The following is a 14,367-nucleotide window of genomic DNA, read 5'->3' as shown; positions in this document are numbered from 1 at the left end:
CGGGCCGCGGACCTTCCTGTTTTTTCTCTGTTCTGTTGACTTCATAAGCGAGACATCGATTGAAAAAGACACGCATCTTGACGGCCATCGCGGCCGCCAGCGCACTGCTGCTGAGCCACCCGGCCCTGGCCCTGCCCAATACGCAAGACACCCGCATGCTGAGCGAACCGGCCGTTTCCAGCCGCCACATCGCCTTCATCTATGCGGGCGATTTGTGGCTGTCGAACCTCGATGGCGGCGGCGCGCGGCGCCTGACCTCCGACCTGGGCGACAAGTCGCATCCCGTGTTCTCGCCCGACGGCAGCCTGATCGCGTATAGCGCGAATATCGACGGCAATATCGACGTGTACGTGATTGCGGCGGCCGGTGGCGTGCCGCGCCGCCTGACCTTCCACCCGGGCGTGGACCTGGCGCAGTCGTTCACGCCCGATGGCCAGTCCGTGATGTTTACCTCGCCCCGCGCCGCCTTCAACAACCGCTTCCAGAAGCTGTTTACGGTGCCGGTAGCGGGCGGCGTGGAAACGCAGCTGGAGATTCCGAATGCCTCGCGCGCCACGTATTCGCCCGATGGCAAGCGCATCGCCTACAACCCGCTGGCGCCCGCCTTCAAGCAGTGGAAGCGCTACCGGGGCGGCACCAATTCCTGGCTGTGGCTGTTTTCGTCCAGCGACAAGTCGATTGAAAAAATCCCCCAGCCGACGACGCGCTCGAACGACGTCGCCCCGATCTGGATCAAGGACACCGTCTACTTCCGCTCCGACCGCAACGGCGAATTCAACCTGTTCGCGTATGACGTCAAGAGCAAGGCCGTGCGCCAGCTGACGCGGCACACGGATTTCCCCGTGCTGAACGCATCGGCCGCGAACGGCACCATCGTCTACGAGCAGGCGGGCTACCTGCACGCGTTCGACATCGCCAGCGGCCAGGCGCACAAACTGACCATCGGCGTGGCCAGCGACCTGGGACAGACGCGCCCCCGCTGGGTCAAGAATGCGAAATATATCCGCGACGCGTCGATCTCGCCGTCGGGCGCGCGCATCGCCTTCGAGTATCGGGGCGAGATCGTCACCATTCCCGCGGACAAGGGCGACGTGCGCAACCTGACGCAGACGGCCGGCGCCCACGAGCGCACGCCGATCTGGTCGCCCGATGGCCGCTCGGTCGCGTATTTCTCGGACGAGTCGGGCGAATATGAACTGCACGTGCGGGCGCAGGATGGCAAGGGCGCCGTGCGCAAGTTCAAGCTCAATGGCAGCGGCTTCTATGACAATGCCGTCTGGTCGCCCGACAGCAGGAAGATCGCGTTTGCCGACAATGGCTGGAGCATGTACGTGATCGACGTCGGCACGGGCAAAGTGCAGAAGGTCGCCACGGAGCCGATGTATGGCGTCGACAAGAGCATGCGCGCCTCGTGGGCGCCCGATTCGCGCTGGCTGGCCTACACGCTCAATTCGCCCACCTACACGCGCAGCGCCTACATCTATTCCGTCGAGCAGAACAAGTCGATGCCGGTGACCGATGGCCTGTCCGACGTGGCCCAACCCGTGTTCGACAAGAGCGGCAAGTACCTGTACTTCTTCGCGTCCACGAATGCCGGCCCCAGCAACAACTGGTTTTCGCAGCAGAACGAAGACAATCTGGTGACGCGCACCGTATGGATGGCCGTGCTGCGGCGCGACTTGCCGTCGCCCCTGATCAAGGAGAGCGACGAGGAAAAGGCCGCCGGTACGGACGCGAAAAAAGACACGGCGAAGGCGGAAGCGGAGTCGAAGACTGAACCGAAGATCGATCCGAAGACGGGCCGCGACGATCCGAAAGTGGTCGTGGCGCCGGTGGCGCCGATCAGCATCGACTTCGACGGCATCGCCACGCGCATCGTCGACCTGCCGCTGCCGGCCGCGCAGTTTTCCAGCCTGGCCGCCGGCGCCGCGGGGCAGATATTTTTGCTGCGCGAAAGCGATGGCAAGAAGGCCGTGCAGCGCTTCGACCTGAAGGAGCGCAAGGCGGAAACCGTGGTGGCCGACGCCGACGACTTCGACGTTTCCGCCGACGGCAAGAAGCTGTTGTACCGCCAGAAGGACAACTGGGCCATGGGCTCCGCCACGGGCAAGCTGCTGATGCCGGGCGAAGGCAAGATCAAGGTCGACGCCATCGAAGTGAAAGCGGACCCGCGCGCCGAATGGACGCAGATTTTCAACGAGGTATGGCGCATCAACCGCGATTATTTTTATGACCCGGGCATGCATGGCGTGGACTGGAAGGCCATGCGCGACAAGTACGCCGTCTTCCTGCCCGAGCTGTCGAGCCGCGCGGACCTGAACCGCCTGATCCAGTGGATGTGCAGTGAACTGGCCGTGGGCCACCACCGCGGCGGTGGCGGCGACGATTTCATCGAGGCGAAGAAGGTGCCGGGTGGACTCCTGGGTGCCGATTACGAAGTGAGCGATGGCCATTACCGCTTCAGGAAGGTGTATGGCGGCTTGAACTGGAATCCGGCCCTGCGCGCGCCGCTGACGGAACCGGGCCTGAACGTCAAGGCGGGCGAATACCTGCTGGCCGTCGACAGCCGCCCGCTGGCGCCGCCCACCAATTTGTACAGCGCCTTCGAGAACACGGCCGGCAAGGCCATCGACCTGACCGTGGGGCCATCGGCCGACGGCAAGGGTGCGCGCACGATCACCGTGGTGCCCGTGCCGACCGAGGATGCCTTGCGCAACCGCGACTGGATCGAAGGCAATATGCGCAAGGTGAATGCGGCAACCGGCGGCAAGGTGGCCTACGTGTACGTGCCCAATACGGCGGGCCTGGGCCACACCTACTTCAAGCGCTATTTCTTCCCGCAGGCGGACAGGCAGGCCATCATCGTCGACGAGCGTTTCAATGGCGGCGGCAGCGTGGCCGATTACTACATCGAGATCCTGCAGAAGAAGGAAATCGCCTGGTGGACGATGCGCTACGGCGCCGACATGAAGACGCCGTCCGCGTCGATCCAGGGTCCGCGCGCCATGCTGATCGACGAGACGGCCGGCTCGGGCGGCGACCTGCTGCCGTGGATGTTCCGCAAAAATAACATGGGTCCGCTGATCGGCAAGGCGACTTGGGGCGGCCTGGTGGGCATCCTCGGCTTCCCCGTGCTGATGGATGGCGGCACCATCACGGCGCCGAATCTGGCGTTCTGGACCCGCGAAAACGGCTGGGGCGTGGAGAACGAGGGCGTGCCGCCCGATATCGAAGTCGAGCAAACGCCGGCCGACGTCATTGCGGGCCGCGATCCGCAGCTGGAAAAGGCGATTGAAGTGATCCAGGCCGAGCTGGCGAAAAATCCGCCCGTGCGGCCTGCACGTCCTGCGTTTCCGGACAAGAGCAAATAAAACGGAAACCCCCGATGCAAAGACTGGGGTCGGACCCTGAGGGTCCGACCCCGGCCCTTCGCCGTTGGGTTTAATTTACAGGATCACCCACTGCCCCTTGATCCGTGCTTCCAGCGGCTTGAAGTTGATTTTATAGGCCATCTTCGGACTCTGTTCGATCCAGTAGCCCAGGTAGATGTAGGGCAGGCCCAGTTCCTGCGCCTGGGCGATTTGCCACAGCACGTTGTAGGTGCCGTACGAGGCGCCCGGCACGTCCGGATCGAAGAACGTGTAGACGGACGACAGGCCGTCGGCCAGCACGTCGATGATGCTGACCATGCGCAGGGTGCCGTCGGCGTCGCGAAATTCCACCAGGCGGGTATTGACCCGGCTTTGCAGCAGGAATTGCGCGTACTGGTCGCGGCTGTCCTGGTCCATGCCGCCGCCCGCGTGGCGCGTGCTCTGGTAGCGCAGATACAGCTCGTAGTGTTCGTCGAGGAAGGACAGGGTGGCCACGCCCGCCTGCAGGCCGGCGTGCCGGCTCCAGGCGCGGCGCTGGTTGCGGTTGGGCGTGAAATCGCCCGTCACCACGCGCACGGGGATGCAGGCCTGGCAGCCGTCGCAATACGGGCGGTAGGTAAAAATGCCGCTGCGGCGAAAGCCGTTGCGCACCAGTTCCGAATACACGTCGCTGTTGATCAGGTGCGAAGGCGTGGCCACCTGCGAGCGGGCCTGGCGGTCGTCCAGGTAGCTGCACGGGTACGGTGCCGTCGTGTAGAACTGCAGGGTGGCAAACGGTAGTTCGTTCAGGTGCGTCATGCTGGTCCTGTCTGGTCTGTCCGCGGCGGTGTGCCTGTCGGTGTGCCTGGAGCTATCATAGCTTTTTTACGCCGGTGGCGCAGCATGCCAATCCGTGATTTGCGCTGCTTCAATGGCGATCCGCACATGGGCCAGGAAGCGCGCGCGCGAAATGGGCGCCGCGCCCAGCGAGGCCAGGTGTCTGGTTTCTTGCTGGCAGTCAATCATGGTCACGCCGCGCGCTTGCAAAAACCGTACGAGGTGCGCCAATGCGATCTTCGAGCCATCCGAGACGCGGGCGAACATCGATTCGCCATAGAACATGCGTCCGATCGACACGCCATACGCGCCGCCCACCAGTTCACCGTCCAGCCACAGTTCCGACGAGTGCGCGTAGCCCAGCTTGTGCAAGCCCGTGTAGCCGGCGATGATCTCGTCCGAAATCCAGGTGCCCGGGCCATCCTTGCGCGGCGCCGCGCAGGCGCGCATGACGGCCTCGAAATCGCCGTCGAAGCGCAGCTGCCAGCGCCCGTCCGTGGCGGCGCTGCGCTCGACCTTGCGGATCGCCTTGGCCAGGCTGTCGGACACCTTGAAGTTTTCCGTCATCAGCACCATGCGCGGATCGGTGCTCCACCACAGGATGGGCTGGCCTTCGGAAAACCAGGGGAAGATGCCGCGCCGGTAGGCGTCGAGCAGGCGCGCGGGCGACAGGTCGGCGCCGGCCGCCAGCAGGCCGGGTGCCTCGTCGGTCAGGGCGCGCGCGACGTCGGGGAACGGGGTGTGGATATCGAGCCAGGGAATCATGCGGCGTGGTGGCTTACTCTGCGTCCGCGCGGGCCATCGGGCGCGTGATGTCGCCCGTATGGACGCCGTAGCTGCCGCCTTCGCGGATTTTCACGCGGTCGGCAAAGAACAGTTCCAGGGTGGCGCGGATGGTGGGGAAGGCCAGGTCGTCCCAGGGTATCTGCGCTTCCGTAAACAGCTGCACGTCGAGGCTTTCGATGCCGGGCGCGAAATTGAGGTCGCGCAAACGCGCCAGGTAGAACAGGTGCACCTGGTGCACGCGCTGCACGTTCAGCAGCGAAAACAGGGGCCCCAGTTCGATATTCGCGCCCGCTTCCTCCACCGTTTCGCGCTCGGCCGCGTCGGACGTGGTTTCATCGTTTTCCATGAAGCCGGCCGGCAGGGTCCAGTAGCCGAGGCGCGGCTCGATGGCCCGCTTGCACAGCAAGACCTGCAACTGGCCATCCTCTTCCCAGACGGGAATCGAGCCGACCACCATTTTCGGGTTCTGGTAATGGATGGCGTCGCAGTTGGCGCACACATAGCGGGGACGGTTGTCGCCTTCCGGAATGGACAGGCTGACAGGATGGGCGCATTCGGAACAGAATTTCATGGGCAGGCTTAGGATAAGAGATGTCTAGTGTAACGCTTACTGTACACCGATTGCGTGCCGCGTGGCGAGCTGTGCAGGCACGATTGGCTGCCGCTCATATCGCCCGCGCATTCATTAGATTGGTCTATTGCGGTTGAATTTGAGATAGCTATTGCCTAAGCCACCCGTTTGCCCTTATAATTCTTGTGCGGGGTGGAGCAGTCTGGCAGCTCGTCGGGCTCATAACCCGAAGGTCACAGGTTCAAATCCTGTCCCCGCAACCAATACCGGAAAGCCGCTGATTCTTGCAAAGGATCAGCGGCTTTTTCCATTTCCGGGCCGCCCATGCAGCTTGTCCAGCCGCCTGCCGCGATTAGCTCCCCGCAGTGCAGCAAACTGGTATATAATTCGCCTGCGGGGTGGAGCAGTCTGGCAGCTCGTCGGGCTCATAACCCGAAGGTCACAGGTTCAAATCCTGTCCCCGCAACCAATTCGAAGCCGCTGGTTCCTCGCAAGAGGGCCAGCGGTTTTTTCGTTGCGCGCCCCGTTGTGCGTCCCGTTTACTCCGGCGCCTGGCGCGCATACACGACCAGCCGCAGATGGCGGTCCGCATCGATGGTCAGCGAGGTGTGCTCATAGGCGACCTGCTCGCCGTCGATTGTCAGCTGGCGCACGCCTGCACACGGCGCATGCACGTCGTGGCGGCGCCACCATCGCTTGAATTCGGGCGACACTTTTTCCAGCTCCTCCACCAGCGCGTGGATATCGGCTTCCTGCGTGGCGCGCGCGTAGTCGCGGCGAAAGCTCGACAGCATCAGCGGCGCCTGCTCTTCCCAGGCCGTGAAGCGCGAGCGCAGCAGCGGGTCGGTAAACAAGAGCCACAGCAGATTGCGGCGCGATGGCCCATGCGCGCCGAAGCCGAACAGGGTGTCGGCGCCCGCATTGAACGCCAGCACGTCCCAGCGCAGGTTGAGCACATAGGCCGGATGCGCCAGCTCGTGCATCAATCGGCGCACCGGCGGCGGCACCACGCAAAAGGTCTTGCCCTCTTCGGCGGGCGGGCGCGCATGCGCGAGCAGGAACAGGTGACGGCGTTCTGCCGCGTCCAGTTTGAGCACTTCGGCCAGCTTGTCGAGAAAGGCGCTCGAGACGCCGATGTCGCGCCCTTGCTCCAGCCACGTGTACCAGGTCAGGCCCACGCCGGCCAGCGCCGCCACTTCTTCGCGGCGCAAGCCCGGTGTCCTGCGCCGTCCGCCGCCGGGTAAACCCACGTCTTCCGGCGACAGCCGCGCGCGCCGCGCCTGCAGGTAGGCGGCCAGTTCGTGGCGGGTGCGGGCCAAAGTGCGCATGGTGAGCTTGTTCCTGTGAGTCTGTTGCTGCCAGTAATAGCATAAACAGTTAAATTGTAATTGTTTATATTGTATTCCAGAATGCCTGCTTTCTTCCTGAGGGCTGGCCCATGTCTGACTATTCATCTTCCCGCACGCCTGTATCTGCTGTTGCCGCGCTGCCCGCCACCGTCTACCTGATTGCCATCGGTGCGTTCGCGCTGGGCATGGCGTCGTATGTGACGGCGGGCTTGATGCCGATGATCGCCGGCGCGTTTTCCGTTTCCCTGGCGATGGCTGCGCAACTGGTGACGGCGTTCACCCTGGCCTATGGCCTCGGTTCGCCGCTGGCCGTGGCCTTGCTGCCGGCGCGCGCGCAGCGCTCGGGCCTTTTGACCGCGCTGGCCATGTTCGTGCTGGCGAACGGGGCCAGCGCGCTGGCGCCCGGTTTCAGCAGTTTGCTCGCGTGGCGGGCCATTGCCGGCATCGGTGCGGGCGTCTATCTGGCGCTCGGTATCGCCGCGGCGGCGGGCGTGTCGGCGCCGCGGCAGCGGGGCAAGGCCATCGCCTTGATCATGGGCGGCATGGCGGGCGGCACGGTGCTGGGCGTGCCATTGAGCTTGCTGCTGGCGCAGCAGCTGGGCTGGACGGCGGCCCTGTGGCTGGTCGCCATCCTGGGCGGGCTGGCGCTGGCGGGCTTGCTGTGGCAGCTGCCCGCGCTGCCGGCGGCACCGGCCATCTCGCTGCGCCGCAAGCTGGCCTTGCTGGCCGATGGGCAGGTGCTGGCCATCCTGCTCGTGTCCTTGCTGGCGGCCATCGCCAGCCTGGGCATGTACACGTTTATCGCGCCGCTGCTGGCGTGGTCCGCGCAGGGCGCGGCGATGTCCGTCACGCCCTTTCTGTGGGCGTGGGGCGTTGGGGGGATCGTGGGCAGCGTGCTGGTCGGGCCATGGGCGGACAAGGTGGCGGCGCCGAAGCTGACCTGCGTCATCTTGCTGCTGCTGGCGCTGGCCTTGTGCGCGCTGCCGCTGGCGGCCCGCTGGTCGGCCTGGCTGATGCTGGCGCCGATTGCGCTGTGGGGCGCGGCTGGCTGGGCCCTGCAAGTGCCGCAAAACCAGCAGCTGCTGGCCGTGCGCGCGCGGCAGGGTGACGGCAACCTGGCCATCGCCCTCAACGAATCGGCGCTCTACCTGGGCAGCGCCATCGGCGCCGCCATGGGCGCAGTACTGCTACTGCTCAACTGGCCCATGTGGCTGCTGGCGGCCGGCGCCGCAGCCGTGGCAGCTGCGGCGCTGTTGCTGCAGTTGCCAGTGGCGCGGCGCTCCTAGCCTTTCTTCGCCAGCTGCATGCCCACGGGCAGGGCGCGGATGCGCTTGCCCGTGGCGGCGAAAATGGCGTTGCACAGGGCCGGGGCGATGGGCGGCGTGGCCGGCTCGCCCACGCCGCCGAGCTCCATGTCCAGGGTGCCAGGCACCAGATGCGTGTGGATCACGCGCGGCGCGTCGGCGGCGCGCAGCACGCTATAGTCGTGGAAATTGCTTTGCTCGACCCGGCCATTTTTAAAGCTGATCTCGCCGCTCATGGCCAAGGACAGGCCCATGATGCAGGCGCCCTCGATCTGCGAGCGCACGCGGTCCGGGTTGATCTGCGGGCCGCAATCCATGGCGATGTCGACCCTGGGCACGATGACTTCGCCGGCCGCGTTGATCTCCACTTCGATCACGGCCGCCACATAGGTGACGAAACTGTAGGACACGGCCAGGCCCAGCCCCCGTCCCTTGGGCAGCTTGCGGCCCCAGCCCGCCTTGGCCGTCGCCAGCTCGATCACGTGACGCATGCGGCCGATATCGACCGGATACTTCGCCGGGTCTTCGCCATAGTTCCAGCCGTCGGACAGGTCGGCCGGGTTGATCTTGCGCGCGGGGCCCAAGAGCGCCAGCAGGTAGTCGCGGTGGTCCTTCTTTGCCGCGTGGGCCAGTTCGGCCGTGAACGACTGGATGGCAAACGCGTGCGGGATGTTCGACACGGAACGGAACCAGCCGATGCGCGTATGCGCCGGCACTTCGGGCACCTCGACGCGGATGTTCGCAATAGCGAACGGCACGTTGATGGCCGACATGCCCAGCTCGAACGGCGCCTGCTTGTTCGCGCCGGCCGCAAAGGTCGAGGTGATCGTGGGCGCGGCCGTGCGGTGCAGCCAGGCCGTCGGCATGCCTTTCGCGTCCAGCGACGCTTCCAGCCGCTCGACGGACACCGTGTGCAGGTAATCGTGCTGCAGGTCGTCGTCGCGCGTCCACGTCAGCTTGACGGGCGCGCCATCCATGGCTTTCGACAGCAGCGCCGCCTCGACGGCGAAATCGGGCTTCGATTTGCGCCCGAAGCCGCCGCCCAGCAGGGTCACGTGCACAGTGACGTCGTCGTACGACAAGCCCAGCGCCGTGGCCACGTTGCTGCGCGTCGCTTGCGGCGCCTGCACGCAGGCCCATACTTCGGCCTTGCCGCCGGCGATGCGCACGGTGGCGGCGGGCGGCTCCATGGTGGCGTGGGCAAGGTGGGGCAGATAGTATTCGGCACTCAGTTTGCGCGCGGCGGGAGCGGCGGCCAGGGTGGCCACCGTCTTGCCCTGGTCGCGCGCGGGGCTGGCCGGCTGGCGTACGGCCGCTTCCAGCGTCTTGCGGAAGGCCTTCGAGTCGTAATCGCCGTTCGGGCCATCTTCCCATTCCAGCACCAGCGCTTCGCGGCCCTTGATGGCGGCCCAGGTGTTACGCGCGATGACGGCCACGCCGCCCAGCGGATTGAACATGGCCGGCGGCGGACTGCCCGCCAGTTCGACGATGCGCAGCACGCCCGGCACCTTCAGGGCCGCCGTCTTGTCCACGCTTTTCAGCTTGCCGCCGAAGACGGGCGGACGGGCGATGACGGCATATGCCATGCCGTCGAGGCGCGTGTCGATGCCGAAGTGGGTGTTGCCCGTGACGATGTCGCGCAGGTCGATGCCGCGCGTGCTGGTCTGGCCGATGTAGCGCAGCTCGTCCGCCGTTTTCAGGCTGATGCGCGCGCGCGGCGGCACCGGCAATTTGGCCGCTTCCTCGGCCAGTGCGCCAAACGACAGCGAGCGTCCGCTGGCCCCATGCACGACGGCATGATTGACGGCTTTGACCTCGGTGACGGGCACGTCCCAGCGCACGGCGGCCGCCGTTTCCAGCATCAGGCGCGCCGTGGCGCCCACGTGGCGCATGGCGCGGAACGAATGGCGCATGCTGCGCGAGCCGTCCGTATCCTGGCTGCCGTAGCGCGCCTCGTCGGCGGGCGCCTGCTGTACGCGCACCTGTGCCCAGTCGGCGCCCAGTTCGTCGGCCGCCACCATGGGCAGGCTGGTGCGGATGCCCTGGCCCATTTCGGAGCGGTGCACCACGATGGTGACGATGCCGTCGGCGGCCACCGACAGGAAGACGAGGGTGTCGTCGACCACGCCGCCGGCCATCTTGTCGCCGCCGTATTTGACGGCATCGGCCGCCATCACGAGGCCGGAAGGGCCGGCCACCAAAGTCAGGCCGGCCAGCGCGCCGGCGGCCTTGAGCCAGTTGCGCCGCGCGGGAGAATGGACGGCGGGAGTGTCATGGATGCTCATTTGGCCGCTCCTTTTGCGTTGATGCTGGTGGCGGCCTGCTTGATGGCCGCGTGGATGCGCGTGTAGGTGCCGCAGCGGCAGATATTGCCGCTCATCGCTTCGCGGATTTGCTGGTCGTTCGGTGCCGGCGTCTTGTGCAGCAGGGCCGTGGCCGACATGATCTGCCCGGCCTGACAGTAGCCGCATTGGGGCACGCCGTGTTCCTGCCACGCTTGCTGCAGGGCCAGGCCGACCTTGTCTTCGCCCACGGCTTCGATGGTGGTGATCTTCTTGCCGGCGGCGGCCGACACCGGCGTCACGCAGGAGCGGATGGCTACACCATCGAGGTGCACGGTGCAGGCGCCGCACAGGGCCATGCCGCAGCCGAACTTGGTGCCGGTCATGCCCAGTTCGTCGCGCAGGGCCCACAGCAGGGGCGTGTCTTCAGGCAGTGCAAGGTCGTGCTGCTTGCCATTGATGGTCAGGGTCGTCATGTGTATTCCTCTGTGGGGGATGGTGCGGGAAAGCGCGACGGCCATCCTCCGGACGGATTAGCGCATCAGTAGGGGATGGTAGCACCAGCCGCCGCGCTCTGCAGGCCGTGGGGCCAGGTGGCATACTGCGGCTTCTGATATTGGAGTTCTCCATGACATACATCGCAGCGGCGCATGGCTTGCCGGACATCCTCGCGCCCGGCTTGCAGGTGGTTTTTTGTGGCCTCAATCCCGGCGTGGACGCGGCCGTCGCGGGCCACCATTTTCTCGGCCGCGGCAACCGCTTCTGGCCTGTGCTGCACCTGGCCGGTTTCACGCCGCATCTGCTGGCGCCGCAGGACGATGCCAGCGTGCTCGCTTTCGGACTGGGGCTGACGGCGGCCGTCGGGCGCCCGACCAGCCGCGCGGACCAGGTGGGGGCGGACGAATTCGCGCAAGCGGCGGCGGGCCTGCGGGACAAACTGGCCGTGACGCAGCCGCGGTGGATCGCCTTCCTGGGCAAGGCCGCCTACGCGGCGATGACGGGCAAGCGCCAGCTGGAATGGGGCGAACAGGCGGAGCGCTTCGGCGGCGTGCGCGTGTGGATACTGCCCAATCCCAGCGGCCTCAATCGCGGCTATTCGAAGGAGCGGCTGGTCGACGCGTATGCGGAGCTCAAACGCGCGCTGGGCTGACGCCCAGTTTCACCGCGCGTCATGTCAAGGGTAGCGATGCTTGTCCCTTGTCCGACCTGCTTCAGCGCGGCTGCTCCAGCTGCGCGTACACGGCGTCGGCGATCTTGCCCAGTGCCTGCTTGGGCAGGTTCGCCGAGAGGGCATAACCGAGCTGGCCGTCGATCCAGTAAAACACGCTCAGGTCCTTTTCCTGCGTGTAGCGGAAGGCTGTTTCCTGCCTGCCGGCCCGCTCTTTCGCCACGTACAGGGTCAGGCGCTTGCCGCCGGCATCCTCGTACATGAATTGCGCCACGGGGCCGTCGCCATCGCCGGGCAGCAGGCGTCCGCCGATCAGGCGATAACCGAGCGGCGACAGCGCGGGGGGCTGCAATTTCGTGCCCAGGCGTTTCGACAGCCATTGCACCAGGTGCGCCTCCTGTTCCGCCCCCACTTCCACGGGGTGGCGCACTTCGGGCGTGTAGACGGCGTGGGCGATGGCGGCGCTGCGCGCCAGGGAGATCGGGCTGGCGCTGGCGATCGGCATGTCGCCACCGTCGCCGCGCAGCAGCCAGCCGCCCGCGCCGCCGGCGATCACCAGCACGACGGCCGCTGCCGTCTGCATGGCGTGGCGGCGCCAGGCGCCGTTTGTCGCCGGTGGCGATACCGATTGCAGCAGCGCCGGAGGCACGGCTTCGTCCAGCACGGGATCGAACAGGGCGCGCAGTTGCCGGTTCTGTTCGCGCCAGGCGTCGACCCTGGCGGCATCCTCGGGATGCGCGCGCAGGTGGGCGTCGATGGCCGCCTGCTGCTCCTCGGGCAGGACGCCGTCGGCCAGGGCGTGCAATTGCGCTTCGCTGATGGCTTGCGTTGTCATTTCACGACTTTCAGGGTGGGGGCGCCATGGCTGCCAACGGGGCGGCCGTCGAGCAGTTCGCGCAGCCGCTCGCGCCCGCGTGATAAACGCGACATCACGGTGCCGACGGGGATGGCCAAGGTGGCCGCCACCTGTTCGTAGGGCATCTGTTCCAGCGCGACGAGCAGGATCACTTCGCGCTGCCCCAGCGGCAAGCGGGCCAGCGCCGCATCCATTTCGCCGATGGCGATCAACTGCCCCGGCGCGCGCTCGGGCGCGGGCAGCAGGGCGTCATCGTCGAGTTCCTGCAGCGCCAGGCCGGGGCGGCGCAACTGGTCCACGTGCAGGTTGTGCATGATGGAAAACAGCCAGGGCCGCATCTCGCCGCTGCGCTGGTCGAGCTTGCGCCATGCCCGCTCCACCGTGTCCTGCACCAGGTCGTCCGCGTGCAGGGCGCCCGCCAGCGCGCGCGCATAGCGGCGCAGGCCGGGCAGGCACGCTTGCAGCTGGCGGTTGTCATCGAACGCGGTCATGGCGGCGCAGCTTTGTTATGGCTTGACGACGTGCCACACGTTCTTGAAATTGTCGCCGGCCACGTCGCCCGGTTTCTTGTCTTCCTTGTACAGGTACAGGGGCTTGCCCTTGTAGGTCAGCTGCATGGCGCCATTGTCTTCGCGCTTGATGCTGCCGTACGGGGCGGTGGGCGCCGCATCGGTGGCGATGACGGCGGGCCAGGCCACCAGGCAGCCGCCGCTGCAGGCGCTCTTGCCGCTGTCGGCGACGTCCTTGTCGAACACGTAGACGGTCATGCCGCTGGAGTTGACCAGCATGCCGTTGGCGGGCATGACGTCAGCGGCGAAAGCCAGCGGGGCGGACAAGGCGGTGAACAGGGCGGTGGCGGCAAAAGTGGTAAAGCGCATGATGGTCTCCTTGAGGTTTTGAGGGCTTGCAAGGGATAGACGCATGCCGCCCGCCGTTTATTCCGCCGCCGTCGGATTATTTTTTGCATGCAGGCTGGCCCACAGGTGGGCGGCCGCCATGGTGCGGTGCGGCGCGTACTGGCGCAGCCACTGTTCCGTGCGCGCCATGTCCGGCTTGCTCTCTTCGCCGAGCAGCTTTTGCAGGGCGGCGCGGATGGCCACGTCGCCGTGCAGCGAGCAGTCGGCATAGCCGTAGCCGCGCAGCAGCGCGTAGTTGACGGTCCACGGGCCGATGCCCTTCACGGCCAGCAGCGCCTGCGATATGGCGGCCACGTCGCCGGAAGGGGGCAGTTCCAGCGACAGTTCTCCCTCATCGACGAGGCGTGCCAGGCGCAGCACGGTTTCCGCCTTGGCGCGCGAGAATTTGCGGCTGGTCAGCTCTTCCACCGCCAGTCGGGCCACGTCGCGCGCCTCGGGATAGCACCACAAGCCGCTGTCGTGCCGGCGTCCCGCCTGCAGAATGAAGGTGCGGCGCAGGGAAATGGCGAACGGCAGGTTGATCTGCTGGCCGATGATGGCCCAGGTCAGCGCCTCGAACGGGCTGGCCGACTGCACGATGCGCAGGCCCGGGTTGGCGCGCACCAGGGGCGCCAGCAGCGGGTCGCCGGCGGCCAGTTGCGCGAACGGCTGCGGGTCGATGCGCAGGCCGAGGATGTTGAGCAAGGCGCCGTGCAGCGGTGTTTGAAGGTCCGCATCGCCATCGACCTCGGCGCGGCAGACGGCGGCAGCATCCGTGAAAGCGACGTCCAGCACGACCGGCACGCCGTGCAGCAGGATGCCCTTGCGCAGGCCAGTCGGCGTGACTTGTTCCGCCACGGCTTCGCCATCGCGGCTGTGGAAGGCGATGACGTCGTCGCGGCGGTAGCCGGCGGGCAGGGGGAGGGTCCAGTGCAGCAGGGTCATGGTGGGCGGGAAATCAGGGAGCG

Annotated in this window: 13 protein-coding genes and 2 tRNA genes; 5 read left to right on the top strand and 10 right to left on the bottom strand. The window is 66.4% G+C overall.

Annotated features, from left to right (window positions below; genetic code table 11):
• Positions 1-59 precede the first annotated feature (59 nt).
• Positions 60-3,371 carry a S41 family peptidase gene (locus CLU90_RS12765; protein WP_100428086.1) on the top strand — a complete coding sequence of 1,104 codons (3,312 nt, stop codon included), beginning with the start codon at positions 60-62 and terminating at the stop codon, positions 3,369-3,371.
• A 75-nt stretch (positions 3,372-3,446) separates the two neighbouring features.
• On the opposite strand, the gene CLU90_RS12760 is transcribed toward CLU90_RS12765, so the two are convergent.
• The 3 genes from CLU90_RS12760 to CLU90_RS12750 form a co-directional block, all read right to left on the bottom strand.
• On the bottom strand, positions 3,447-4,169 hold the full coding sequence (locus CLU90_RS12760; RefSeq protein WP_092711164.1) for an arginyltransferase: 723 nt from the start codon (positions 4,167-4,169) through the stop codon (positions 3,447-3,449).
• 66 nt (positions 4,170-4,235) lie between these two features.
• A complete protein-coding gene (aat, locus tag CLU90_RS12755; protein ID WP_092711162.1) occupies positions 4,236-4,952 on the bottom strand; it encodes a leucyl/phenylalanyl-tRNA--protein transferase in 717 nt (238 codons plus the stop codon).
• Between the two features lie 13 nt (positions 4,953-4,965).
• Positions 4,966-5,544 carry an NUDIX hydrolase gene (locus CLU90_RS12750; RefSeq protein WP_092711160.1) on the bottom strand — a complete coding sequence of 193 codons (579 nt, stop codon included), beginning with the start codon at positions 5,542-5,544 and terminating at the stop codon, positions 4,966-4,968.
• A 186-nt stretch (positions 5,545-5,730) separates the two neighbouring features.
• Between CLU90_RS12750 and CLU90_RS12745 the strand changes: the two genes are divergently transcribed.
• Both CLU90_RS12745 and CLU90_RS12740 read left to right on the top strand, forming a co-directional pair.
• Positions 5,731-5,807, top strand: a tRNA-Met gene (locus tag CLU90_RS12745).
• Positions 5,808-5,936: 129 nt separating this feature from the next.
• Positions 5,937-6,013 (top strand) — tRNA-Met (locus tag CLU90_RS12740).
• A gap of 70 nt (positions 6,014-6,083) precedes the next feature.
• Here CLU90_RS12740 and CLU90_RS12735 read toward each other — a convergent pair.
• Positions 6,084-6,872: a helix-turn-helix transcriptional regulator gene (locus CLU90_RS12735; protein WP_092711158.1), complete on the bottom strand. Its 789-nt coding sequence runs from the start codon at positions 6,870-6,872 to the stop codon at positions 6,084-6,086.
• A gap of 110 nt (positions 6,873-6,982) precedes the next feature.
• Here CLU90_RS12735 and CLU90_RS12730 point away from each other — a divergent pair, with 110 nt between their 5' ends.
• Positions 6,983-8,179 carry an MFS transporter gene (locus CLU90_RS12730; protein WP_100428085.1) on the top strand — a complete coding sequence of 399 codons (1,197 nt, stop codon included), beginning with the start codon at positions 6,983-6,985 and terminating at the stop codon, positions 8,177-8,179.
• Here the strand turns inward: CLU90_RS12730 and CLU90_RS12725 are convergent.
• Positions 8,176-10,482: a xanthine dehydrogenase family protein molybdopterin-binding subunit gene (locus CLU90_RS12725; RefSeq protein WP_100428084.1), complete on the bottom strand. Its 2,307-nt coding sequence runs from the start codon at positions 10,480-10,482 to the stop codon at positions 8,176-8,178. The two genes, CLU90_RS12730 and CLU90_RS12725, sit on opposite strands and share 4 nt — an antisense overlap.
• Positions 10,479-10,955 carry a (2Fe-2S)-binding protein gene (locus CLU90_RS12720; protein ID WP_092711152.1) on the bottom strand — a complete coding sequence of 159 codons (477 nt, stop codon included), beginning with the start codon at positions 10,953-10,955 and terminating at the stop codon, positions 10,479-10,481. Before CLU90_RS12720 ends, CLU90_RS12725 begins: the two co-directional genes overlap by 4 nt.
• A gap of 152 nt (positions 10,956-11,107) precedes the next feature.
• Between CLU90_RS12720 and mug the strand changes: the two genes are divergently transcribed.
• The gene (mug, locus tag CLU90_RS12715; protein ID WP_100428083.1) at positions 11,108-11,629 is read left to right on the top strand and encodes a G/U mismatch-specific DNA glycosylase; all 522 of its coding nucleotides are present in this window, start codon (positions 11,108-11,110) and stop codon (positions 11,627-11,629) included.
• 61 nt (positions 11,630-11,690) lie between these two features.
• On the opposite strand, the gene CLU90_RS12710 is transcribed toward mug, so the two are convergent.
• Genes CLU90_RS12710 through CLU90_RS12695 form a run of 4 tightly spaced genes read right to left on the bottom strand, consistent with a single transcriptional unit; the run spans position 11,691 to position 14,344 of the window.
• Positions 11,691-12,482, bottom strand: coding sequence for an anti-sigma factor family protein (locus CLU90_RS12710; RefSeq protein WP_100428082.1), 792 nt, complete (start codon positions 12,480-12,482; stop codon positions 11,691-11,693).
• The gene (locus CLU90_RS12705) at positions 12,479-12,994 is read right to left on the bottom strand and encodes an RNA polymerase sigma factor (RefSeq protein WP_100428081.1); all 516 of its coding nucleotides are present in this window, start codon (positions 12,992-12,994) and stop codon (positions 12,479-12,481) included. The genes CLU90_RS12710 and CLU90_RS12705 overlap by 4 nt, the downstream gene beginning before the upstream one ends.
• Positions 12,995-13,009: 15 nt before the next feature.
• Positions 13,010-13,381: a COG4315 family predicted lipoprotein gene (locus CLU90_RS12700; RefSeq protein WP_100428080.1), complete on the bottom strand. Its 372-nt coding sequence runs from the start codon at positions 13,379-13,381 to the stop codon at positions 13,010-13,012.
• A gap of 57 nt (positions 13,382-13,438) precedes the next feature.
• A complete protein-coding gene (locus CLU90_RS12695; RefSeq protein WP_100428079.1) occupies positions 13,439-14,344 on the bottom strand; it encodes a DNA-3-methyladenine glycosylase family protein in 906 nt (301 codons plus the stop codon).
• Positions 14,345-14,367 lie beyond the last annotated feature (23 nt).

Origin of the sequence: Janthinobacterium sp. 67, assembly GCF_002797895.1 — a bacterium.
Classification (GTDB): domain Bacteria; phylum Pseudomonadota; class Gammaproteobacteria; order Burkholderiales; family Burkholderiaceae_D; genus Janthinobacterium.
This window is presented reverse-complemented; position numbering and strand designations above follow the sequence as displayed.

Excerpts from the sequence above, each read along its gene's own strand:
- CLU90_RS12760 (WP_092711164.1), bottom strand. The coding sequence starts at position 4,169 with ATGACGCACCTGAACGAACTACCGTTTGCCACCCTGCAGTTCTACACG.
- aat (WP_092711162.1), bottom strand. The coding sequence starts at position 4,952 with ATGATTCCCTGGCTCGATATCCACACCCCGTTCCCCGACGTCGCGCGC.
- CLU90_RS12750 (WP_092711160.1), bottom strand. The coding sequence starts at position 5,544 with ATGAAATTCTGTTCCGAATGCGCCCATCCTGTCAGCCTGTCCATTCCG.
- CLU90_RS12735 (WP_092711158.1), bottom strand. The coding sequence starts at position 6,872 with ATGCGCACTTTGGCCCGCACCCGCCACGAACTGGCCGCCTACCTGCAG.
- CLU90_RS12730 (WP_100428085.1), top strand. The coding sequence starts at position 6,983 with ATGTCTGACTATTCATCTTCCCGCACGCCTGTATCTGCTGTTGCCGCG.
- CLU90_RS12725 (WP_100428084.1), bottom strand. The coding sequence starts at position 10,482 with ATGAGCATCCATGACACTCCCGCCGTCCATTCTCCCGCGCGGCGCAAC.
- CLU90_RS12720 (WP_092711152.1), bottom strand. The coding sequence starts at position 10,955 with ATGACGACCCTGACCATCAATGGCAAGCAGCACGACCTTGCACTGCCT.
- mug (WP_100428083.1), top strand. The coding sequence starts at position 11,108 with ATGACATACATCGCAGCGGCGCATGGCTTGCCGGACATCCTCGCGCCC.
- CLU90_RS12710 (WP_100428082.1), bottom strand. The coding sequence starts at position 12,482 with ATGACAACGCAAGCCATCAGCGAAGCGCAATTGCACGCCCTGGCCGAC.
- CLU90_RS12705 (WP_100428081.1), bottom strand. The coding sequence starts at position 12,994 with ATGACCGCGTTCGATGACAACCGCCAGCTGCAAGCGTGCCTGCCCGGC.
- CLU90_RS12700 (WP_100428080.1), bottom strand. The coding sequence starts at position 13,381 with ATGCGCTTTACCACTTTTGCCGCCACCGCCCTGTTCACCGCCTTGTCC.
- CLU90_RS12695 (WP_100428079.1), bottom strand. The coding sequence starts at position 14,344 with ATGACCCTGCTGCACTGGACCCTCCCCCTGCCCGCCGGCTACCGCCGC.